26 protein-coding genes and 1 riboswitch are annotated in these 22,251 nt (G+C 44.7%); of the genes, 10 read left to right on the forward strand and 16 right to left on the reverse strand.

Features of this window, described 5'->3' with window-relative positions; all coding sequences use genetic code 11:
- Nucleotides 1–15: 15 nt before the first annotated feature.
- Nucleotides 16–864, reverse strand: a complete 849-nt coding sequence (locus CGZ90_RS04760) for a DegV family protein (RefSeq protein ID WP_165766769.1) — start codon at nucleotides 862–864, stop codon at nucleotides 16–18.
- Nucleotides 865–1,105: 241 nt separating this feature from the next.
- Between CGZ90_RS04760 and CGZ90_RS04765 the strand changes: the two genes are divergently transcribed.
- The 5 genes from CGZ90_RS04765 to CGZ90_RS04785 all read left to right on the forward strand — a co-directional run bounded on the left by CGZ90_RS04765 (nucleotide 1,106) and on the right by CGZ90_RS04785 (nucleotide 3,842).
- The gene (locus CGZ90_RS04765) at nucleotides 1,106–1,546 is read left to right on the forward strand and encodes a MarR family winged helix-turn-helix transcriptional regulator (protein ID WP_094251174.1); all 441 of its coding nucleotides are present in this window, start codon (nucleotides 1,106–1,108) and stop codon (nucleotides 1,544–1,546) included.
- A gap of 131 nt (nucleotides 1,547–1,677) precedes the next feature.
- The gene (locus CGZ90_RS04770; RefSeq protein WP_094251175.1) at nucleotides 1,678–2,628 is read left to right on the forward strand and encodes a helix-turn-helix transcriptional regulator; all 951 of its coding nucleotides are present in this window, start codon (nucleotides 1,678–1,680) and stop codon (nucleotides 2,626–2,628) included.
- 111 nt (nucleotides 2,629–2,739) lie between these two features.
- Nucleotides 2,740–2,925, forward strand: a complete 186-nt coding sequence (locus CGZ90_RS04775) for a cold-inducible protein YdjO-related protein (protein ID WP_094251176.1) — start codon at nucleotides 2,740–2,742, stop codon at nucleotides 2,923–2,925.
- 114 nt (nucleotides 2,926–3,039) lie between these two features.
- The gene (locus CGZ90_RS04780; protein WP_094251177.1) at nucleotides 3,040–3,348 is read left to right on the forward strand and encodes a hypothetical protein; all 309 of its coding nucleotides are present in this window, start codon (nucleotides 3,040–3,042) and stop codon (nucleotides 3,346–3,348) included.
- Between the two features lie 17 nt (nucleotides 3,349–3,365).
- Complete coding sequence (locus tag CGZ90_RS04785; protein ID WP_094251178.1) at nucleotides 3,366–3,842, forward strand: YtxH domain-containing protein; 477 nt, start codon at nucleotides 3,366–3,368, stop codon at nucleotides 3,840–3,842.
- Between the two features lie 41 nt (nucleotides 3,843–3,883).
- Here CGZ90_RS04785 and CGZ90_RS04790 read toward each other — a convergent pair whose 3' ends face one another.
- The gene (locus CGZ90_RS04790) at nucleotides 3,884–5,731 is read right to left on the reverse strand and encodes a heavy metal translocating P-type ATPase (RefSeq protein WP_094251179.1); all 1,848 of its coding nucleotides are present in this window, start codon (nucleotides 5,729–5,731) and stop codon (nucleotides 3,884–3,886) included.
- Nucleotides 5,732–5,995: 264 nt separating this feature from the next.
- Between CGZ90_RS04790 and CGZ90_RS04795 the strand changes: the two genes are divergently transcribed.
- Nucleotides 5,996–6,484: a GNAT family N-acetyltransferase gene (locus tag CGZ90_RS04795; protein WP_240515344.1), complete on the forward strand. Its 489-nt coding sequence runs from the start codon at nucleotides 5,996–5,998 to the stop codon at nucleotides 6,482–6,484.
- Nucleotides 6,485–6,566: 82 nt separating this feature from the next.
- On the opposite strand, the gene CGZ90_RS04800 is transcribed toward CGZ90_RS04795, so the two are convergent.
- The 6 genes from CGZ90_RS04800 to CGZ90_RS04825 all read right to left on the reverse strand — a co-directional run bounded on the left by CGZ90_RS04800 (nucleotide 6,567) and on the right by CGZ90_RS04825 (nucleotide 12,149).
- Nucleotides 6,567–7,136: a hypothetical protein gene (locus CGZ90_RS04800; RefSeq protein WP_094251181.1), complete on the reverse strand. Its 570-nt coding sequence runs from the start codon at nucleotides 7,134–7,136 to the stop codon at nucleotides 6,567–6,569.
- Between the two features lie 116 nt (nucleotides 7,137–7,252).
- Complete coding sequence (locus tag CGZ90_RS04805) at nucleotides 7,253–8,221, reverse strand: sugar phosphate isomerase/epimerase family protein (RefSeq protein ID WP_094251182.1); 969 nt, start codon at nucleotides 8,219–8,221, stop codon at nucleotides 7,253–7,255.
- A complete protein-coding gene (locus CGZ90_RS04810; protein ID WP_094251183.1) occupies nucleotides 8,218–9,282 on the reverse strand; it encodes a Gfo/Idh/MocA family protein in 1,065 nt (354 codons plus the stop codon). The genes CGZ90_RS04805 and CGZ90_RS04810 overlap by 4 nt, the downstream gene beginning before the upstream one ends.
- Nucleotides 9,282–10,322, reverse strand: coding sequence for a Gfo/Idh/MocA family protein (locus tag CGZ90_RS04815; RefSeq protein WP_379675157.1), 1,041 nt, complete (start codon nucleotides 10,320–10,322; stop codon nucleotides 9,282–9,284). Before CGZ90_RS04815 ends, CGZ90_RS04810 begins: the two co-directional genes overlap by 1 nt.
- A gap of 15 nt (nucleotides 10,323–10,337) precedes the next feature.
- Nucleotides 10,338–11,057, reverse strand: coding sequence for a ThuA domain-containing protein (locus tag CGZ90_RS04820; RefSeq protein WP_094251185.1), 720 nt, complete (start codon nucleotides 11,055–11,057; stop codon nucleotides 10,338–10,340).
- 75 nt (nucleotides 11,058–11,132) lie between these two features.
- The gene (locus tag CGZ90_RS04825; RefSeq protein WP_094251186.1) at nucleotides 11,133–12,149 is read right to left on the reverse strand and encodes a LacI family DNA-binding transcriptional regulator; all 1,017 of its coding nucleotides are present in this window, start codon (nucleotides 12,147–12,149) and stop codon (nucleotides 11,133–11,135) included.
- A 232-nt stretch (nucleotides 12,150–12,381) separates the two neighbouring features.
- Between CGZ90_RS04825 and CGZ90_RS04830 the strand changes: the two genes are divergently transcribed.
- Together CGZ90_RS04830 and CGZ90_RS04835 are read left to right on the forward strand one after the other, a co-directional pair.
- On the forward strand, nucleotides 12,382–13,467 hold the full coding sequence (locus CGZ90_RS04830; RefSeq protein ID WP_094251187.1) for an AI-2E family transporter: 1,086 nt from the start codon (nucleotides 12,382–12,384) through the stop codon (nucleotides 13,465–13,467).
- 23 nt (nucleotides 13,468–13,490) lie between these two features.
- Complete coding sequence (locus tag CGZ90_RS04835) at nucleotides 13,491–14,348, forward strand: DUF1206 domain-containing protein (protein ID WP_094251188.1); 858 nt, start codon at nucleotides 13,491–13,493, stop codon at nucleotides 14,346–14,348.
- A 41-nt stretch (nucleotides 14,349–14,389) separates the two neighbouring features.
- Here the strand turns inward: CGZ90_RS04835 and CGZ90_RS04840 are convergent, their stop codons facing one another.
- The 8 genes from CGZ90_RS04840 to thiD form a co-directional block, all read right to left on the reverse strand.
- Nucleotides 14,390–15,613: an MFS transporter gene (locus CGZ90_RS04840; RefSeq protein ID WP_094251189.1), complete on the reverse strand. Its 1,224-nt coding sequence runs from the start codon at nucleotides 15,611–15,613 to the stop codon at nucleotides 14,390–14,392.
- A 203-nt stretch (nucleotides 15,614–15,816) separates the two neighbouring features.
- Entirely contained in the window at nucleotides 15,817–16,398 is a 582-nt protein-coding gene (gene clpP / locus CGZ90_RS04845) for an ATP-dependent Clp endopeptidase proteolytic subunit ClpP (RefSeq protein ID WP_094251190.1), read from the reverse strand.
- 21 nt (nucleotides 16,399–16,419) lie between these two features.
- A complete protein-coding gene (locus CGZ90_RS04850) occupies nucleotides 16,420–16,641 on the reverse strand; it encodes a hypothetical protein (protein ID WP_133063551.1) in 222 nt (73 codons plus the stop codon).
- Entirely contained in the window at nucleotides 16,631–17,233 is a 603-nt protein-coding gene (locus tag CGZ90_RS04855) for a winged helix-turn-helix domain-containing protein (protein WP_094251192.1), read from the reverse strand. Before CGZ90_RS04855 ends, CGZ90_RS04850 begins: the two co-directional genes overlap by 11 nt.
- A gap of 259 nt (nucleotides 17,234–17,492) precedes the next feature.
- Complete coding sequence (locus tag CGZ90_RS04860) at nucleotides 17,493–17,726, reverse strand: hypothetical protein (protein WP_094251193.1); 234 nt, start codon at nucleotides 17,724–17,726, stop codon at nucleotides 17,493–17,495.
- A 222-nt stretch (nucleotides 17,727–17,948) separates the two neighbouring features.
- Nucleotides 17,949–18,623, reverse strand: a complete 675-nt coding sequence (gene thiE, locus CGZ90_RS04865) for a thiamine phosphate synthase (RefSeq protein ID WP_094251194.1) — start codon at nucleotides 18,621–18,623, stop codon at nucleotides 17,949–17,951.
- Entirely contained in the window at nucleotides 18,620–19,447 is an 828-nt protein-coding gene (gene thiM / locus CGZ90_RS04870; RefSeq protein WP_094251195.1) for a hydroxyethylthiazole kinase, read from the reverse strand. Before thiM ends, thiE begins: the two co-directional genes overlap by 4 nt.
- Nucleotides 19,434–20,246 carry a bifunctional hydroxymethylpyrimidine kinase/phosphomethylpyrimidine kinase gene (gene thiD, locus CGZ90_RS04875; protein ID WP_094251787.1) on the reverse strand — a complete coding sequence of 271 codons (813 nt, stop codon included), beginning with the start codon at nucleotides 20,244–20,246 and terminating at the stop codon, nucleotides 19,434–19,436. Before thiD ends, thiM begins: the two co-directional genes overlap by 14 nt.
- A gap of 94 nt (nucleotides 20,247–20,340) precedes the next feature.
- Nucleotides 20,341–20,450: riboswitch (TPP riboswitch) on the reverse strand.
- A 377-nt stretch (nucleotides 20,451–20,827) separates the two neighbouring features.
- Here thiD and CGZ90_RS04880 point away from each other — a divergent pair.
- Nucleotides 20,828–21,061, forward strand: coding sequence for an IDEAL domain-containing protein (locus CGZ90_RS04880; RefSeq protein WP_165766770.1), 234 nt, complete (start codon nucleotides 20,828–20,830; stop codon nucleotides 21,059–21,061).
- A 197-nt stretch (nucleotides 21,062–21,258) separates the two neighbouring features.
- Nucleotides 21,259–22,248, forward strand: coding sequence for a YecA family protein (locus tag CGZ90_RS04885; RefSeq protein WP_094251197.1), 990 nt, complete (start codon nucleotides 21,259–21,261; stop codon nucleotides 22,246–22,248).
- Nucleotides 22,249–22,251: the final 3 nt, after the last annotated feature.

Genomic DNA, 22,251 nt, shown 5'->3' on the forward strand with positions numbered 1-22,251 from the left:
CATTCTTCTTTCTAATTAGTTAATAGATGCTTCAAACCAAAAAATTCCTAGTGTGCCTGCTCCGACATGCACCCCGATCGCTGGACTTAATTGACCGATATCAGGAGTTATGCCATATTTTTCATGCAGCTGCTGCTGCCAATTTTCTGCTTTTTCCCTGTCACCGCTGTATACAACACTGACCCCAGACACGCTGCCTCGGTCCATTGCCGCTTCTAACAATCCTAAAACTCGGTCATCCGCTTTCTTCTGTGTTCTGACTTTTTCAAAAGGAACAAGCGCACCGTCATCGAAGGTCAGGATTGGCTTAATTTGCAAAAGATTCCCGAGAAAAAAGCTTGCACCCGAAAGACGGCCGCCTTTATGGAGCTGATCCAAATTACCTACACAGACATATCCTTTCACTTGATCGGCCATCGTCTCAAGCTTTCGTACTATAACATCCGGTGAATCACCGTTTTTTTCAAGCTCTATTCCCTTCAGCAGCAGATGATTCATCGCATCTGATGTAATTTTAGAATCGACAATGTGCAGCGGGAAATCTGCCATTTCAGCACCTATTCTCGAACTGTTCAGCGTTCCGCTCAGTTTGCCAGATACATGCACCGCGATCCCGCAGTCATATTCGTTTTTCAGATTTTCGTAGTAAGCAGCAAATTCAGCGGGAGAAGGCTGGCTCGTTTTTGGCTGTATCCCGCCGCTGTTCAGTTTTTCATAAAATTCGCTTACCGATATATCTACGCCGTCTTTATATATTTCTTCTCCAAAAATAACAGAGACAGGAATGATATGGATATTATTTTCTGCCGCTCTGTCATTAGAAAGGCAGCTTGTACTGTCTGTAATCCACGCAATTTTTTTCATCTTTCTTTTCCCCCTTTTATCTATTCTATTTGCCATTTAGGCGTGATTTTCCTTTATTCCATCCCACACTAAAAATAATTACATAATATTACATTTTACATAATGTGTAAAATTAATAGATTAGGCATTCACATCTATTTTTAGATAATTTATACTATTAACAATAACAGTATATCTTACCATGCCGAATTACATATGGTATTTCCGCTGTTAGCAGCAATTTGTATGGGGGGACTATTTTATGAGAGGATTGGCCAGCGATATTTTACTAGACATTGAACGGCTGGAATCAGCATACAACGATATTATTGAAGTGCTGAAACCTGAAATTTGGGAAGAAGAAGAAGTGACTTCAACCCAGTTTCACATCTTAAAAACGTTAATGAAAAAAGAAAAGTGGACTGTTACCGAAATTGCAGACGCAATGCGGGTGCGGGCAAGTGCCACGACCGTTATTATTGACAGGCTGGTTAAACGGGGACTTGTGCAGCGTTACCGGTCTGAACTTGACAGAAGAATCGTATATGTTGAAATTAATCCAGAAGGCAAAGACACATTCGAACGGATTAATACGAAACGCAACGATGTGCTGATTAAGTATGTATCACAGCTGCCAGATCCTGCAATCGATCAATTTGTCTCTTTATTCGAACAACTAGCTGCTATTGTTAAAAGCAAATAAGTAATTTCCTTAAATCCAGCCTCCCGTGCTGGATTTTTTTATTTGAAATTTCTCAACATCAAGGACAATCGTACGATATAACACTTAACACCATTCTTTTACAAAACTTATAATGCTAAAGGATAAAGAATATGACTAAAATTAAAAGGCTTGAACTGCTGCTGCTGTCTATTAACTCCAAACAGCACTTTACGCTGAAAGAACTTGCAGAGGAATTTAACGTCTCTACACGAACCATACAGCGAGATTTGATCAAGCTGACTGAAATGGGGCTTCCCATCGTTTCAGAATTTGGTCCTAATGGCGGGTATCGCCTCGAGGATGACCGCATACTTCCTCCGATCGGCTTAACTGAGATGGAAGCAATGACGATTTTGCAAGTGCTGGATCCGCACCTGCATGACCATTCCCCTTTTAAGCATGCTGCCCGGTCAGCTTTACGAAAATTGCTTGAATATTTGCCGCAAGATGCAGCTCATATATTGTCTGAAAGGAAAAAACGCGTTTTATACCAGCTTCCTATGCCGGAGAATGCCTCATATCTTGATCTTTTTATTGAGGCTTCGGTTAAACAGCAAGTTGTCTCACTAACACTGTTCCAAGGTGAAGAAATCATACAAAGCTGTTTGCAGCCTGTCGGTTTGTTCACCATGTACGGGAGGTGGTATTGTCCAGCCTTTTGTTTCACCAGAAAAGACTACACGGTCTTCAAGCTTGAAGACGTCCAGTCAGCTTCTATCATCCATGATATACTCGGACCGAAAGATTTCAGTGATGTAACAATCTTAAATTGGGTAAAGAACACCCCATCATCCCGCCAAATCTTCCTTCATGTCCTGCTGACAAAAGATGGAGCACATCATACTGCGCTTCACCCTGTCCTTTCCCAGCTTCTTATCTTGAATGGAGATGGTAGCGGTGAGATCAAAGGCGGGTTGATTGGCGAAGAATTACTTGGCATAGCGGAATACATATCCGGCTTAAAAGAGCATGCTGCTATTGTGGAGCCAGTCAGCTTCATAGATCGGGTGGCTGAAACGACCGTTTCTCTAAGTCAGCATCACCTTTTGTCCATCACGTAAGAATTGCAAATAAAGCTTTATTTATGCGATTTCAGCATTTCCTATGCTTAAAACTCATAAAATGCCATGATTTGGAGTATAATAGATATATTCCAATTAAGGGGGTTCCCTATGGCCTTTTTCTCAAAACAGCAAGCAGAACCTGTACCTGACGTCGAAACGAAAGTCTGGTCCTGTTCCAGCGAATCGTGCTCATGCTGGATGCGCGAAGACTATTCGCTTCATAAAACACCGGACTGCCCGATTTGCAAGTCCGAAATGAAACAGGAAGTAAGGATGCTCCCAGAACTGAAATAATCACCATCGAATATTGACCATAAAGACAGCCCGTGAATGAACGGGCACAGAACCGGGCAAGCTATACCCGGTTCTTTTTTTTATGCACACACTACCATAAAAGCAGGGATGAAATTGACGGTATTAATTGCGGCAGTAACCTTTATAGTACCTGTGCTGATGATCATTGTGTCCAAAAAAATGCCTGCTGCGTCTAAATTTTTTGCCGCACTGGCGTTTCTTTCCCTTTCAATTGCAGGATGCACTATCACAATTACAGTAATGAAGGTTATAAGGGACGGCGAAGTATTCATGACGACTGTTCATGAAATTCTGCTGAACTGGCTGTTTCTCATCAGCATCGGATATTCTGGACTTTTCGCCATCTATCAATGCGGATTATGTTTCATTCATCTCAAAGCGGGTAAACACCTTATAGACTAAAAGGAGGTAATACAGCCATGCACACACAAAATACAAATCCAAGAGATCCACAGCACTACGATAACTATGACAGCTATTCTTCAACAAAAGGAACGGGCTTCAGCACAGGAATGCTGGTTGGAGGCCTTATTGGCGCAGCAGCAGCCCTATTGCTCGCACCTAAAACAGGAAAAGACATGCGTGATTCACTCATGACGCAATCATCTGCGTTAAAAGAAAAGACAATGCAAATGAAAGACGAAGCGATGCTTAAAGCTCAGCTTGGAACGATGGATGCAAAAGATAAGGTTACAAACATCGGTACAGCAGCTTCTTCCGCTGTTACGAGTGTCAAAGAAAAAGCGAGCAATCTATCTATTTCAGCCAAACAAAAGCTGCAGGAAGCGAAGAATACACCAAACGATGAAAGCGATCCGATGAATACTGCAGGAAGCGTTCCGAATACATCGAGCACCTATACTTCAGGTGACGCACAAGCAACAAAACAAGGATAATGAATAGAAAAAATGCCGCCCTTTCCGAGGGCGGCATTTTTTTATCCTCTTAAAAGACGCAGCCCGTTTAATATAACTAGTATAGTACTTCCTTCATGGCCTATCACACCAAGCGGGAGCGAAAGAGCATCAAAAGCATTTGCTATAATGAGCATAATGATGACAGCCATTGAGAAGATAATGTTCTGCCTTACGATTTTTTTCATCCTTTTTGACAAATCCATCATGTTTGAAAGCCTGTTCAGATCATTATTCATAAGGACCGCATCAGCTGCTTCAATCGCTATATCACGTCCTTTCCCCATCGCTATGCCAATATATGCAGCAGCAAGTGCAGGTGCGTCGTTAATCCCGTCTCCAACCATCGCTACTTTCCCATTTTTTTCTTTATATTGTAAAACGACTTTCACCTTATCATGCGGCATGCATCTTGCCTTCACTTCATCCACACCGGCCTTCAACGCAATCCGTTCTGCTGCCCGGTGAGAATCTCCTGTTACCATCACTGTGTGAACATGATTTTTATGCAATGATTGTATCGCAAAAACCGATTCGTTCCGGATAACATCCTCTAATGCGATCATTCCAGCAAGAACTCCGTCTGCGGCAATAAAAATGAGGGTTTTCCCTTCTTCTTCAAGACCCTGTGCTTTCTTGTTTAATAAAACACCGGTCCATTCTGCGCTTCCAATCCGCCATTTTTTCCCGAGCATCTCGGCTTCAATCCCAAGGCCAGGTTCATCCTTAAATTCTTCGGGCTTTATGTTTAAAATGCAATTTTTCTCTGATGACCATTTTACAATGGCATCTGCCAGCGGGTGGCTGCTCTTTGATTCGATCGCAGCTGCAATCCCCATTAGTTCGTTAACGTTCCAGTCATTTTCTGGGATCACATCTGATACAATCAGCCGCCCTTCTGTGAGTGTTCCCGTCTTGTCAAAAGCAACCACGTTCACTTCATTAAACTTCTCAAACGCTGTGCCATTCTTAAACAGAATTCCTTGTCTTGCTGCATTAGATAAGCTCGACAGCAGCGGCGGCATCGTACTCGCCATAAGCGCGCACGGTGAGGCGACAACGAGAAGCACCATGGCGCGGTACAGCGATTCCTCCCACGCCCAGTTCAGCAGGAATGGCGGCAGCACAGCAATCAGCGCAGAGGAAAGAAGAACGATGTTCACATAGTGTTCTTCAAATTTTTCAATCTTTCTTTGTGTGCGGGGCTTAGCTGTCTGAGCTTCTCTGACAAGAGCCGCCATCCGGGAAACCATAAACTCACTTAGTTCCTTAGTGACAGTAACGATCAAAAAACCGTTCGTGTTCAATGTACCGGCATATACCTCTGCTCCGTTCTCTTTTAAAGAAGGGACGGGTTCTCCGGTCACGGCTGACTCCTCGACTTCTGATTTTCCTGATGTCACTATACCATCAGCAGGGATCCGTTCCCCAGGCTTTATTTGAATAACATCGCCTACTGACAGCTTTGATACTGCAGTTTTTATATACGTTCCATCACTCTGTCGCTTCCATGCTTCGTCTGGCTGCAATGACAATAGCGATGAAATTTCCTTCGTGCTTTTTTGCAGCGTATACGATTCAAGTGCTCCCGACACGGCAAAAATGAAGATTAAAATAGCTCCCTCTCCCCAATAGCCGATCGCAGCAGAACCCGCTGCAGCAATTATCATGAGCAGTTCAACATTCAGCTTTTTCTCTTCAAGAGAAGAAAGTATCCCTTCTTTTGCTTTTGAAAAACCTCCAATTAAGAATGCCGCGGCATAAAGCCATACATATAAGTCCGCGTCCACTCTGTTCATCTGCCAAGCTGCTGCAATAAATATACCTGCTGCCGCAGCTAGAATCATTTCAACATTTGCTTTCAGCTGCATGATTAACCCTCCTTAAGAATGAGAATGGCAATCATCCTCAATACCCCTTAAAAAGCAGAAATGCTGCCGTCTCAACGACAGCAGCGCGACTATCCAATATTTTGTTGCCACTTCCCATTACCCTACTTTATGCACCATCATTCCTTCTGTTGCCTGTCAGATACTGATTCGTCAAACAACGTAAAAAAACCTTTATCACGACTATACAAACATCTCCTCATTCTTTATGCTGTTATTAATCAGCAAGCATTGGAGGAATCATTTTTGGCATTGATCAGACACGCTCGCACCGAAGATTATCCAGCCATTCTCGCAATCTATAATGAGGCAGTCTTAACCTCTTCAGCAACGTTTGATATTCAGCCGCTCTCCATGGAGGAAAGAACTTCATGGTTTCAGAAATTCAGCAGCACTCATCCACTTTTGGTTTTTGTTATTGAAGGTGAAGTTGCAGGATACGCGTGCATCAGCCCATATAATTCAAAACCGGCGTACAGCAGGACGGCGGAGGTATCTATCTATATTTGGAAGAAATATCATGGTAAAGGCATAGGAAAAAAGCTGATGAAGGCTGTATTGAAAGAAGCAAAAAGTGCAGATATACATACTGTTATTGCAGGCATTACTGCAGGTAATGATGCAAGTATCCGCCTGCATGAAGGGTTTGGCTTTCGTCTCGCTGGAACTGTGAAAGAAGTTGGATATAAATTTGCGGATTGGCACGACGTTCACTATTATCAAGTGTTTTTATAGGCATGTTAGTCAGCCTTACCTCCACTTGAATGGAAGATGAGGCTTGACTCTTGCAGAAAACGAACATAGGGATAAGCTTCAATTAAATGAGAACATAAGAAATTGTAACGATAATGAAAACAGTTGCGATGGCTATACCTGCTGCAATGGCCATTAAAGTAGATTTTCTTGTATAGCCTTTCATGTCCATATGTGAGGCAGAACGATCTACTTTTCTAATGTGCAGGTATTGACTGGTATTAATTATTGCAAAGATTAAAAGAGCTAGAATCAATAGAAAGCTGATGTCTACCTGTATCATATTGTCTGATGTATTGCGGTTCCAATAAGCTTGCAGAAACATCATCCCGCTTACTATAAAACGCCAAATATGATTCATTTTACGCTGCTTAAACCATTCGTCTCCCATCTTTTGTTTTTCATAGCGTGCTACTTGTTCAAAAACGGGGATGAATGAGGAAGTTGAATCCCCTTTTATTAACCCAGTAATCGCCTGAAGAAGCATTATGATGCCTAGCAGTGCGAAAAATTGGAAGGATGTTACTTCAAACATATTAAACACTATAAAATAGACTGTGATGGAGATTAATAAAATAACATTCGTTGCTATCACTTGCTTAGTTCTCATCTTCTTTCGTTCAGCATTATCCATTCTCATCTCTCCCAAGCATTATTTGTATTGAACTCATATTAACATATATTGTAAAAATAAAATCAAAAAAAAAGCGCTCGAAACCTATGAACAGGTTCTCGAGCACTTTTATTATTTTACACCCACCACATTTGTGCGGGCTGTTCAGAGATCAAAATTGACTGAAGGTTTTTAACCGCTCGGCTGAAGCCTTCTTCAATACTCATGATCGGGTCTTCGTGTTCAATGCTCACCACATAGTCATAGCCGAACGTACGAAGAGCGCTCATCATGTCACTCCACTCTTGTACACTGTGGCCGCACCCAACTGAACGGAAGCTCCATGCTCGTGTTTGAATTTCACCATAAGGCTGCATATCCGTTAAGCCGTACAGGTTTACGTTGTCTTGATCGATGTAAGTGTCTTTCGCGTGAAAATGGTGGATCGCTCCTGCTTTTCCGAGAATCTTAATCGCGGCAACAGGGTCGATTCCCTGCCACCATAGGTGAGAAGGATCAAGATTTGCACCGATCGCATCGCACGTTTCTTCGCGAAGCTTAAGCAGCGTGTATGGTGTGTGTACCAAGAAACCGCCATGCAGTTCAAGGCCAATTTTTACACCATGATCTTTCGCAAACTGTCCCCACGTTCGCCAATATGGAATGAGCTTTTCTTCCCACTGCCATTTCAATACATCGCCATACTCGTTCGGCCAAGGTGCGACCGGCCAGTTTGGCGCTTTTGCATCTTCGTGATCACCAGGCACGCCTGAGAAACAGTTAACAACAGGAACACCCATCAAGCCTGCAAGCTCAACTGTTTTAACAAATGTATCATGCGATTCTTGCGCGAAAGCTTGGTCTGGGGAAATCGGGTTTCCGTGGCAGCTGAACGCTGAGATCGTCAAGCCGCGCTTTTCAACCTCATTCAAGTAAGCTGTACGTTTTTCTTCAGACGCAAGCAGCTCGTCAAGAGGACAATGAGCGTTTCCTGGGTAGTTGCCTGTTCCGATCTCCACAGCTTGAACGCCGGCTGCCTTCACGTAATCGAGCATTTCTGTGAACGATTTATCTGCAAATAGTACCGTAAATACGCCTAGTTTCATGTGTTCTCCACTCCTTCACCATTTTGCAGCTTTATACTTGTACCCTTTTCGCTGCTTTCATAGATTGCTTCTATCACTTTAGACACCTCGAGAGCCTGTTCGGCTGTAACGAGCGGAACCGCTGTGCCGAGACAGCTGTCTACAAAGTTTTCGGCCTGTGGAATGCCTGGGTCATCGCTGCCCGGTATCCAGTCGGCTTTTGTTGAACTTAATATGCCATATTTTGTTTCATACACTTCAAACGGAAACACATCAAGACCGCCTTTATCACCCGAAATGGAGACAACCTCTGCATCTTCTTTAATATTAGCAGCCCACGACGTTTCAAAAAGCATCGTAGCGCCGTTTTCTAAGCGCAGATAAGCCGTCACATGGTCATCCACTTCAAACGTACTCGGATCAAAATCGCCCCATTGATTGATTGGATTCGGCTGTTTGCTCAATGTGTTATAAGCTTTACCTGAAACCTCTGCCACTTTTGGGCTGCCCATAAGCCAGAGGGAAAGATCAAGCAAATGGCATCCGTAATCGATCAAACTTCCGCCGCCTTGAAGCTCCTTGTTCGTGAACACACCCCAGCCTGGAACTTTGCGTCGTCTGAGTCCCTGAACGCGGACAACGAGCGGGTTTCCGACATCGCCTGAGTCCATCACTCTTTTTGCCGCTGCCGCTTCTTTCATATAGCGGTAGTGGAAAGCGATTGAAAGGATTTTACTTGAGCGTTTTTGCGCTGCAATCATTTCTTCGCACTCGGCGACTGTCATTGCCATCGGCTTTTCGCACAGTACGTGCTTGCCCGCGTCTAGCGCCGCAACGGTAATCTCTCTATGAAACTTGTTCGGTGTCGCAATCATCACCGCGTCTACATGCTCCCACATATCTTCGTAATTTGTAAAAAAGTACGGTATGTGAAACTTTGTTGCTGCCTCTTTAGCTGTTGTTTCATTCACGTCGCTGACGGCCGTGATGACCGCCTTCTCCCCAAGAGACTGAAAAGCAGGGATATGGCGGCCTTGTGCAATGCCGCCCGCCCCTATAATCCCAATACGCAATGTGTTCATTATGCCAAGACTCCTGCTTTCACCTTTGCGATGATTTTCTTTTCGTTCGATTCAAGAGCAGCCAGCACGACAGCTAATGAACGCTTCCCTTCTTCCCCGGAAACAAGAGGCTGTGTATCATTCTGAACGCTTTCTACGAACTTTTCGATCACGTGCGAGTTGTTCTGCCCGCCGCTGTCGTTCGTCTGAATCTGCCCGAGCTCATAGCGTACGACAGAACCGTTCGTGTATTGTGCAACAAGCGAATATTGCGGGTCATCTTCGAGTCGCAGGATTCCTTTTTCGCCATAAACGATCGTGGAGTTATCTTCTTTAGCCGTATAAGACCAGCTCGCAGCGAGCGTACCGATAATGCCGCTTTCTGTTTTCAGAGAAAGAACGGCCGTATCGTCTACCGTCGAGAATTCCTTCGCGCTTGTTTCAACGAATGCAGCAACCTCTGTTACTTCTTCTCCTAAAATGTAGCGGATCAAGTCTGTTTTATGGACACCAAGGTCACCCATCGCTCCGATAAAAGCTTCGTCTTTTCGGAAAAACCATGAATCCTTGCCGTCCACGCTCCAGCCTTCAGGACCAGGGTGGCCGAACGCTGTGCGGAAACTGTACACTTTTCCAAGCTCACCGTTGGCGATAATTTCACGAGCCTTCTCGTGCGACGGTACAAAACGCTGGTTATGGCCGATCATGAGCTTCTTTCCGTTCTTTTCTGCAGCAGAGATCATTTGCTCTGCTTCTTCAAGAGATGTTGCCATCGGCTTTTCGCACAGCACGTGCTTGCCGGCATTTAATGCGTCAACAGAAATTGGCGCATGCAAGTAATTTGGCGTGCAGACACTTACAGCTTCCACGTTTGCGTCAGCTAGAAGCTCTTTATAGTCGCTGTATACTTTTCCGCCGTACTGAGATGCTGCTGCCTGTGCGCGTTCTTCTACACGGTCGCAGACGGCTACGATTTCAACATCCTTATGAGCTGCATACTCCGGCAAGTGGCGGTGGTTAGCAATGCTGCCGCATCCGATGATTCCTACTTTTAATGTCATAATCAGTTCCTCCCTTTATTTCGCCGCGATGGCTTCAAGTGGTTTTGCATTTCCATATACAGGCTTCACACTGCCCGTTGGCGCTGCCCAGGCAACACCATTCGTAATCACTTTTTGAATATCTTTGTTATGGTAAGTCGGGTAAGTTTCATGTCCTGGACGGAAATAGAAGATCTTCCCTTTCCCTCTTGTGTACGTGCATCCGCTGCGGAAAACCTCGCCGCCTTCGAACCAGGAAACAAACACAAGCTCTTCAGGTGCCGGGATATCGAAGTGCTCGCCGTACATCTCTTCTTTTTCAAGCTCAATGTATTCTCCGAGACCGTTTGCGATCGGGTGTGCAGGGTTGATTACCCAGAGGCGTTCCTTTTCGTCCGCTTCACGCCATTTCAAGTCACAAGAAGTGCCCATCAGTACTTTAAATATTTTTGAGAAATGGCCTGAATGCAGCACAACAAGCCCCATTCCATCAAGCACCCGCTGTTTAACCTTCTCCACGATCTCATCGCGGACTTCATCATGTGCAATATGCCCCCACCATACAAGCACATCTGTACTGTTCAGGACCTCTTCCGTCAGACCATGTTCTGGCTCATCTAAAGTTGCCGTCCGTGCGTCATATCCTGCTTCTGCTAAAAATCCAGCGATTGCTGAGTGGATGCCTTCTGGATAAACGGCTCTTACCTCTGGATTTTTTTGTTCATGTCTGTTTTCATTCCATACTGTCACTTTCATGTTAAATGACTCCCTTCAATTATGCGTAAACGTTTACCTTTGATTCAAATTAAAATGAAACGTATTCTTTCAGTTTCATTGTTTGCATCTATTAATGACCGATAGTCTTTCAACTATCTCAAAAGGAAGATAGATGCTTTCCGCTGTCTTCTCCTTGCCATCAATAAGAGCAGTGAGCATCTCGCCTGCTTTTTCCCCCATTTGCACGAGGGGCTGTGAAATCGTCGTAAGAGGCGGATAGCACATTTCAGAAATTTTTAAGTTGTCATACCCGATGATTGAAAGCTGCTCTGGCACCTTTATATTCATCTCATGGGCAGCGGACATAGCGCCGATCGCCAATTCATCACTTGCCGCAAAAACGGCAGTCATTTCCGGAAATTGCTGAAGCAGCTTCGGAAGTGAATTCTTGCCATCATTAAATCGATAGCCTTCATTGGCAACGAGCATGTTCGGTTCAAATTCAATGCCGTTTTTTGATAAAGCCTCCTTAAATCCATTCATTCTCGGTACACCTGCGATCGGGTCATCAAAGCTTCCGCCGATCATCCCAATTTTACAGTGGCCGTTTTTGATTAGGAACTCGGCAGCAGAGAAAGCGCCTTCAAAATCATTTACTCGGACAAACGGCAGCGTGTGTTTCTGGCTTTCTGTTGAAACTAGCACGACTGGCACCTTCATTTCAGAAAAGATGGCTGCATATTCATCCTTGATGTTTTCACTTGCAAAAATAATTCCGTCTACTCGCTTTTCCTGAAGCAGCCTTAAGTACTTGATCGTTCTGCTCCCGCTTGACGCCGTATTGCAGACAATCACACTGAACCCGGCATCATGTGCCGCACGTTCTACGCCTTCAAGTACCTCGGATGAAAGCATCCCGGAAACATCCGGAAAAAGCACGCCGATCGTCTGAGTCCTCTTGTTGATCAGCCCTCGAGCTACAGCGTTCGGCTGGTAGCCGAGCTCAGCAATCGCCTCTGTCACTTTCTTTTTTGTTTCTTCCGAATAGCCTGGTAAGCCATTCAGAATCCGCGAGACAGTGGCGGTGGAAACGTTTGCTTTTTTCGCCACATCTTTAATCGTGGGATTCATCCCTCAACCTGCTTTCTAGTTACGTAAACGTTTACATTATACGTTTAATGTATCAGCCGCGCTTGTTGATGTCAAACAGAAAAATAAGTTTTCGAGCTGAAATTACAAATGCCAAAACTGAGGTGTCTATTACCTCAGTCACGAGGGGCTTTTAATAAATTTTCTTTTCAAGAGATTAGGAAAAGATAAAGAGGGAAATTATGAATTAGCAAGCAATAATGGAGGGAAATTTATGACGTTCCAGCATCCTTTTTTCAGATATGCAGCAGCAGCCATCATGATTCTTCTAATTTTATATCTTTTTGGCAAGATTGATTATCTCGTAAACTTTTTGGCACTTGTTATTTCAGCTGTTTTCTTTCCACTTTTGATCTCCTTTCTGTTGTATTACCTGCTTCGCCCTGGCGTGAGATTTCTGCAGAAAAAACAAATTCCAAAGGGGCTGGCAATTTCTTTTGTGTTCGCTATCTTATTTATTTCATTATCTACAATCTGGAATGCCGCAACGCCGGTAGTAGCCAAGCAAATATCAGGAATCTCCGCAGACTTCCCGCGCAAAATAGGCGAAGCAACTGAGCACACAGGAACGATGCTGGCTGGCAAAAACTCATTTATTGACAGCAAAAAGCTAGCCAAAAGTGCGACAGAGCGCCTGGAAAAATTCACTTCTTCCATAGGCAAAGATATGGTTTCGGTTATTTCTATGCTGACTGACATCGCCCTAGTGCTCGTGGTCGTGCCGTTCATCCTCTTTTACCTATTAAAAGATGACGAAAAATTTTTCCGTTATTGTCACAATATCGTACCGAGACATCTCGAAACAGAACTTTCATCCATTTTAAGAGATATTGACAGCACGATGGCTTCTTATATTAAAGGACAGCTCATCGTAGCAGTTTTTGTCGGCATTTTCATGTACGCAGGCTATCTTGTGATCGGTCTGAAGTTTGCCTTGATCCTCGCGCTTTTCGCCGTACTGACGAACGTCATCCCGTTTCTCGGGCCGTTTATCGGGGTGTTTCCGGCATTGCTCGTTGGAATCATTCAAGACCCATTTATGGCAGTGAAGGTAGCTCTTGTTACTCTTGTCGTTCAGCAGGTGGAAGGGAACATTCTCTCACCTAACATCATGGGAAAACAGTTGAACGTGCACCCTCTTACAATTATTCTAATCGTTCTCATTGCAGGTGCAGTCGGCGGATTCGTCGGCCTGCTCATTGCCGTTCCAGCCTACGCACTCGTGAAAACACTCATTAATAGCCTTTACAGGCTGTACAAGCTGTATAATCCTCCAGAGGTGAAAAGTGACCTCTTATAGATGCCTATGAAAGGAAGTGCAGGATGGACAAACAGCCTTTTGTAAAAGAATTGACATTTCGTCGTAAATTATTGAATCGGATTGGCGCCTGCAAATCTGCTGTTCTAAAGTACGCCCGTTTTGGCTATATGGCCAAAGGCATCGTGTACATGCTGATCGGCATTCTCGCACTTTTAGCTGCAACTGGCTTAAAAGGCAAGCTTACCGGGCAGGAAGGTGCTATGTATACGCTCGCTAAGCAGCCATTCGGACCGTTCTTGCTTATCGTCCTTGCAGCGGGGCTGGCAGGCTATACATTTTGGCAGGTCGTTCGTGCTATTTTCGATCCTGAATGTGCAAGCCCTTCGTGGAAACGATGGTTTGCACGCGCAGGCTATCTGATTATTGCTGGAATTTATACCACGGTTTGCATTAGCGCCCTTCGCATCTTGTTCCGGGCACGAGTTGACACATCAGATAAAGGCTACCAGACGCTCTCTCAGAAAATGCTCGCACAGCCATTCGGGCAGCTGATTATTGGACTTGCAGGTATTGTTTTTATCGTTATTGGTGTTGTCATGCTGTATCAAGCCATTTCCGGAAGATTTAAGAAACGGTTTAAGAAGAACGAGATGAACAAACAAGAGTGGCGATGGAGCGGTTATGTGGGGACTTTCGGCATGTCTGCCCGTGCTGTAGTTTTCATCATTATCGGCATCTTTCTTATTCGGACAGCTTACACTTCGGACCCAAAAGAAACGAAAGGGCTTGATGGCGCACTTGCGGAGCTTGCATCCCAGCCGTACGGCCCGCTGCAGCTTGGAATCGTCGCACTCGGATTCATCTCTTACGGGGTATATATGTTTGCGCACGCGAGGTACAGAAGGCTGCATAATAATTAAATGAGAAAAGCGCGATGGCTGAAATGGCCATCGCGCTTTTCTTAAGTTCCGCTTCTAAGCGTTTTTTCGTTTGGCAGGAATAACGTGAACAGCCCAAAAAGCGGTAAGAAACTGACGAACATCATCGTTGCTGTTATGCTCGTAATGTCCGAAATTTTACCTAGGACGACCGATCCTAAAGCTCCCATTCCGAATGCGAGTCCGACGATCAGGCCGGAAACCATGCCAATCCGTCCGGGCAGCAGCTCTTGTGCATACACGACCGTGACCGCAAAGCTCGTATTAATGATAAAACCGATCAAAAACAGCAGCGGGAATATGAGCCATAGACCGGCATGCGGCAAGAAAATCGCAAGAGGTGCCGTTCCAGTGATCGACCAAAAAATGAGGTTCTTTCTTCCAATCCTGTCGGCGATTGGTCCGCCGGCAAATGTTCCAAGAACGCCTGCAGCCATGTAGACAAACAAGTACACTTGCGCCTGTGTAATCGTGAGACCATAATCTTTGATTAAATAAAACTGATAAAAATTACTGATCCCTGAAAAGTAAAAAGAACGGGCAAAAACGAGAAAAATGATGATGCCGATCGCAAATGAAACTTTTCTTTTAATAGAAGCGTTTGCTGTTGATGAAGATTTGGCTGTAATTGCCGGCTTTTTTATTTTCAGCAGCTGACGGCTGTACCAGCTGGAAACATACATCAAGACAAAAATGGCAATTGCTGCGAGTGAAGTAAACCAGATTGCTCCGTGCTGGCCAAAAGGCACAAATATGAGCGCCGTCATAATTGGAGCTAGAGAGCTGCCTGTGTTCCCCCCTACCTGGTAGATGGACTGCGCCAGCCCCCTCCTGCTGCCAGCAGCCATGTAAGCCACACGTGATCCTTCAGGATGAAACACGGCTGACCCCAGCCCGATGCCGATAACAGAAAGAATGATCATCCAGAAAGACTGTGAATACGCAATGCCGATCATCCCAAGCAAGCTTGCCCCCATCCCGAAAGGTAGGATATAAGGTGATGTTGTCTTATCCGTATACCAGCCAACAAGGGGCTGCATGACAGAAGACGTCATGTTAAGCGTAAACGCAATCCAGCCTAGCTGTGTAAAAGACAGCTTCATAGATTCCTCTAGTATCGGAAAGATCGCTGGAATAACTGCCTGCATAGAATCATTAAGCAAGTGGACAAAACTGATGGCAAAAAGGATAGGATAAATCGTCGCGTTCGTATTCAATTCAGTAGTTTTCAAAGTAGCCGTACTCATAAACGTTCCTTCTTTCGCTGCAAATGTTTGGCTACAGCATACAACAAGACAGGATAAGGTTGGAAATAAAATGCTCGGCGAATTCATTTGGGGGTACGGTACCATTCATCAACAACTGCGGTATACAGCATATTGAAATGAATGGTACCGTACCCCATACATATAAAAAAGACCCGGCAAACCCGCTGGGTCCTGAGTAAACATTAAATTTTTTCAATCACTTTATCTACAATCCCATATTCAAGCGCCTGCTGTGCTGACATGAAATAATCGCGGTCCATATCTTTTGAGACCTTTTCCGCAGGCTGGCCAGAACGTTCAGAGATAATCGCAGTCAGCAATTCTTTCGTCTGCAGGATGCGCTTTGCGTGAATCGCCATGTCAGATGCCTGACCCTGTGTTCCTCCGAGAGGCTGATGAATCATCACTTCAGCGTTAGGCAGTGCGTAGCGTTTCCCTTTCGCGCCGGCTACAAGAAGGACAGCACCCATGGAAGCGGCCATCCCGATGCAGATCGTAGATACATCTGGCTTGATGTACTGTATCGTGTCATAAATTGCAAGACCTGCCGTTACAGACCCTCCCGGTGAGTTGATATACAGTGATATGTCTTTTTCAGGATCCTCTGCCGCAAGAAAAAGAAGCTGAGCGACAATCGAATTTGCTACATTATCATCAATCGGACTGCCAAGCATAATAATCCTGTCTTTTAGCAGGCGTGAATAAATATCATATGAGCGTTCTCCCCGGTTCGTTGATTCTACGACCATTGGTATCAAGTTCATTTTTTATCCTCCTTATATTTATTAAGCTGCTATCGCCCGTGGGCTTCCAGCATTAATGTTTCCAAAACCTGATGTGATGTAGATGATGGATGCCGGTTTTGTTCCAGGTGAGTTGATTTCTACGTGTGTTCTGAACGCTTCCTCAGCTTCAGGAGTTGGAAAAGGCACTACATTTCCTTCTTCTTTTTTGCCGCTTTCCCAGATGATTTTCCGTTCCTCTGATACTGTTGATTTATTCATCATTACGGCCTCCTTTTGGAATAGGATATACAGCAAGTGACACTTGGTAAGGTGTTGATTGTTCGTTATCTACTGCCTGATACCGTTCTATCAGCTTCTTCAGCATATCGGTATAATCCTGCATAAACTGGCTCCTCTGCTGTCTGCTGCTCAGCTGAATAACCGCTTCCATAATGGCTGTCGGCACTTCTTCTTCATCCGCCTGCTCCATTAGGGAAACGGCGTCTGCTTTCATCTTATCTGTTAACGCAAGAACGTGGGCAAGAGCAGACTGATCTTTCAGCTTTTGGATTTTTTCCTGAGGCATGCCTAGGCAATCGGATAAAATGAACGATTTTCCTGCAGCTTGATACATCACTTCCACTAAGTTGCGTACATTCCTAGTTCCAGACCGATAAACAAGACCGAGCTTCTCAAGTGTTTTCAAATGATAATTCAGCTTCTGGGGTGTTTCGTTCATCGCTTTGGATAGCTCAGTAGCAGATGCGGGATCCTTTAGAAGACTGATCATTTCAGACCGTACAGGGTGCAATAGGCACGCTGCTTGCTCGGGATCTGTGACGAGAAACGTCTCCTTTATTTGCTTTGGCTTCACCTCATCACCTCACATAAAATAATTTCTTTACGTACAAATATATTATTATGTTAGGCTCATCTTTGTCAAAAAATACCCCCATTTTTTAAAAAAACAGACTTAAACTTATCAGGCGTGCTTTTATGGGGTTTTGTGGGTTTTTATAATGGGGTACGGTACTTTTTTGCGTCAGCCTTGTTATCCCAGCGAAGCTGCAAAAAAGTACCGTACCCCCATCTTTACCTCAACGTAAAAAAACGGTGAACAACGTCACCGGTTTTCAGCCAAAGATCGCCAGGGCGAGAAAGAGCAAGCTCATTCCGAGGTTAAACCAGAATTCAGTCTTCTGTCGGAAAACAAACCTTTCCACTGCCCTAAATCCAAATACCCCAACAAATACGGAAAACAAGACGGCAGGGCTCTCCCAATGCTGTCCGTTATATACCGCGAGCAAAAGCCCCGCGAGGATAAGCAGCATCTCCGTAAATACCCATGATTTCGGTCTTTTCTTCATCGGCATCTCTCCTCTGCTGGATGTTCACAGTGTACGGAAAAGACAGCCTATGCGTGCTTATCCTGTCTTCTTTACATGCCGAAACGATTTAACAAGAGAAAAATCCTGATCTGAAGAAAAACGATCAAACCTCAGATGAAAAGCAAGCAAAAGCAATGCTTTTCCTGTGCAGGCCGGAAACCAAAGCTTGCCGCTGCAATAGCCGCCAGCATCGCTGCAATGTTATCTGCCGTTTGTTGAGCATGCGCTGCCCGCCTTTTCAGAAAGACGTCTTGCTGCAGCAAGCGGTCTTCCGGCATCCGTCACAGCGGTGATGACCGCTACGCCGTCTGCTCCGGCTTTGATGACTTCTCCCGCACGATCCTCGTTTATACCGCCGATGCCGACAATGGGAATGTTCTGAACATGCTCTCTAATTAGCTGGATTCTTACGATGCCTGCCGCCTGCTTAGCATCTTCTTTTGTACTCGTTTCATAAACAGGACCGATGCCTAAATAGTCTGCTCCGTTCTGCAAGGCATGCTTTGCTTCTGCCACTGTATAAACCGACACCCCAAGAATTTTATTAACGCCAATTCTCTTTCTTGCCTCTGCTATATCCCCGTCATCCTGTCCGATATGAAGACCGTCAGCGTCAGACAAGAGCATCAGCTCCGCGTCATCATTAATGATAAAAGGTACTCTGTATGCCGCACAGAGAGATTTTAATCTTATTGCACATTGAAGCTTATCAGAGCCCGTTAACGATCCATGTCCTTTTTCGCGGAACTGGACCATTGTCGCTCCTCCTTGAAGCGCTCTTTCGACTGTCTCTTCTATAGATCTGCCATTCTTGCAGTTTAATGTTCCTGCAATCACATAAAGTCTCAAAGCTTGAATAATGTCTGATTGCTTCATAGAGCACCTTCTTTCACAACCTGCTCATACATGTCTTCAAGTTCTTCTCCGCTTACTCGGTATAACTCATCAAGAAGCTGAACAGCGAAGGTACCGGACCCCGGTGAGGCAGCCGCTGCTTTTTCAGCACATATGCCAAGCATGAGCATGGCCCTTGCCGCCTTTTCAACCGAACTGAGACTAGAAGTAAGAGAGTTTGCAAGAAATAAAGCTGTCAGTGATGTGGATAAACATCCTGTGCCTGTGACCTTTGCCATCATTTCGTGCCCTGTTTCTAGAACAACCGTTTTTTCTCCATCTGTTATCACATCCAGTTTTCCTGTCATCACAATCAAACAGCCTGTCTGTTTAGCGGCTGATTGTGCTATCCCTTTTAAATCAGCTCCTGCCATCTCACCGTCCACACCTTTTCCGCTCCATTGTTTTTGTGCAAAGCAGGCGATTTCTGCAGCATTGCCGCATATAACTTTTAGCGAACCTGATCCTTCAGACAAAATCTCTGCTATCGTATTCCGACGCAGCTTTGTCATCCCGACCGCAACTGGATCTATAACGACCGGGGTACGGTACTCACACGCTTCTTTCACAGCAATTTTCATCGATCTAGCCGCAGCAGCATCAAGTGTGCCTATGTTGATAACAAGCGCATCAGCAAATCGTACCGCCTCTGCTACTTCATCTTCGCTGTGAACCATCATCGGGCTGCCTCCTGCCGCTAGTATGCCGTTGGCAAGCAGAGACATCGTTACCTGGTTCGTCATGTGGTGGATGAGCGGTTTCTTATGTCTAATTTCATTTAACAGGATTGTTTTATCGTTTCGCATTCCCCAGCCTCCTGTACGCCCAATGATTAGTTGGACCGTGTCCGCTTCCCGCTTCAATTCCGTACTCGACCGCTGCCTGGATAAACTGTTTAGCTGTATGCAGCGCTTCTTTCGGTGTCTTTCCAATGGCCAGCTCCGCCGTGATAGCCGCTGAAAACGTGCAGCCTGTACCATGTGTGTTTTTCGTTGCGACTCTTTTTCCATCCAGCTCATAAAATTCTTGTCCGTCGTATACAAGATCACTGCAAAGATCGCTCTCGTTCCAATGTCCGCCCTTAATCACAGTGATATCAGCTCCAATGCCGCAAAGAATTTCAGCTGCTTTCTTCCTTTTTTCTGCTGAATCAATCTTCATGCCCGTTAGTACCTCTGCTTCCGGTACGTTAGGTGTAATGACTTTTGCAAGCGGAATCAGCCATTCCTTCAAAGCAGCTGCGGCATCCTCCTCAAGCAAGATCGATCCGCCTTTCGCAACCATGACGGGATCGACAACAAGGTTATTCCATCCAAAGTTTTTGATTGCACCAGCAGCTGCTTCAATAATTTCTTTATTAAAAAGCATACCGGTTTTTACTGCATCCGGCCGCAGATCAGCTCCTATTGCTTCAAGCTGAGAAGTAACACCTTCTGCTGTTACCGGATATATGCCGTGAACACCCCGTGTGTTCTGTGCCGTAACCGCTGTTACCGCACTCATCCCGTATACGTTCAGCTCCTGAAATGTTTTTAAATCGCTTTGAATCCCAGCACCCCCGCCGCTGTCTGAGCCAGCAATCGTCAGAGCTTTGTTTACCTGCATGTTCAAAATAAACCGCCTCCTCAACTATTCACAATACAGAAAAACCACCCGCTATATTCAGCGGGTGGCCGGATCTCCATTATTGCGCAAAAAAGACGGGTCCACGCCGCTTCCCTACGCCAGTATGATCTGGATCAGGTTCAAAGGGTCAAGAAATCACATTTCTTTCTCAGCTTTTCACTAAAAGCTCCCCCAGCGGAGTATATTGATCTGTTATGCTCATCGTACCGCCCTCCTTCTGCACTGTCAATAAAGTGCATGAAGATCATACATGCGCATTGCGTTTGCATGTCTCATGGTTTAGCGCAGTCGAAAATCGGGGAAGTATTCTGTAACATACAAAAACCTACTAAATAAACATACACAAGCTACAAGCATCAACAAGCTTTTACTGCATAAGGCATACATTTAAATTCCAAAAGGTGGTGAATTCATCCGCACATTATACCATTTTATATTATTTATCAGAATTTTCTAATAAAATGGTTGTCAGCACAGACTTTGCTCAGTATACTAGTAGAAACCTATTTTACAGACATCAGAGATGTTGGATAGGAGAAAATTTCAAGGAGGGAAAGAGCATGAAAGATAATACGTCTTTTAACCATCAGAACAAAAACGAACTGGTCAAATATAAGCTTCAAAAGAAAACTGACCCGTTCGCATTTAGTCTCATTGCTCAAATGGTCCTTGATGAATCACTTCACGGCTATTACAAAACCTACTACGAAAAACGAATCGACGAAGCGCTGGAAAAACGTGACCGCGAATTGTTCATGAAGCTGACCGATGAATATAAAAAATTCCTTGGCTGATAAAGCCGGCACCCCTGATTTCGCCTTCAGGCAATCAAGGGTGTTGTTTTGTGCGTCCTTCTATTTTTTGCCCCCTTATAACTTCTTTACATACCCCCTTATTTTTCACACCCTTTACGCAAACTTGAAAAATAATCGAGATATGCTAGTATAGGTGAGACTGTTTAGTTAGTTAGCTGTTTTACTGGAGGAAGACAATGAATAAAATCGGAAGAAATGATGAATGTTTTTGCGGCAGCGGAAAGAAATTTAAAAAATGCTGTCTGCATAAAGAAGAAACTGTCCTGGAGATGAAGCGTCATCACGAAGGGCTTATTAAGTTTGCCCTGGACAACTATCAGCCTATTTTAGCTGAACGTACAACTAAATTTGTAGCGGATTACCCCGTGAATAAAGAACATGAACAGACTTTTGCCAATATCTCAGTTTGCTGGGATGTTTTCTGTACACCGCTTAAAGAAGGCAAGACGATTACAGAACTTTATTTCGAAGAGAAAAAACCATCAATGAGCTCTGCTGCAATGTCCATATCGGAGGGTTGGAAAAAAGCTGTCCCATCCCTTTATACCGTTGAGCATTATGAAACCGACTCATTGCTGAAAATGAAAGATGTCTTTACGAATGAGGCGCTCACAGTCAATATCAGTACACCGCAAAAGCCGGCTAAAGGATCCGTTTTGCTTGGAACACTGGTCCATAACGGTTCATCGTATGAGTTTTACATCGGTTATGTGGAAATTCCTGAAATTGAGCTGCCGCAGATGAAGGAGCGAATTCTAGCCCTTTCACCTTCTGCAGATTCTTCATTAGAAATTTTCCGCAGCCAATTCCCAGCCGCTCTTCAAATCGCATTAAGCGATAATATAGAGGCTGCACCAAAAACAGCTCCTGTATCCAGCGAAAACAGCGAGAAGCTTTCTGGTGTGATGAAGATTGTGCAAGAGCATGCTGAAGCTTCTGTTATTGAACGTGCAGGAGATGTTTGGAATCAATATATGAGTGAGGCTGATCCAATCATAAGAAAAGAAGCGGTATTCGCAGCAGCACTTGATTATTTTGTAACAAAGGACATCCTTGGCGAAGCTGCAACTCAAGCCGGCACTGCCAAGAAATACGGCGTATCTGCCGGAAGCCTTTCCTCACGGTACCGTGACATGAAAAGCATCCTTTCTGCTGTACCTGCATAACCA

The sequence above is a fragment of the Fictibacillus aquaticus genome, assembly GCF_002245695.1.
GTDB classification, from domain to species: domain Bacteria; phylum Bacillota; class Bacilli; order Bacillales; family Fictibacillaceae; genus Fictibacillus; species Fictibacillus aquaticus.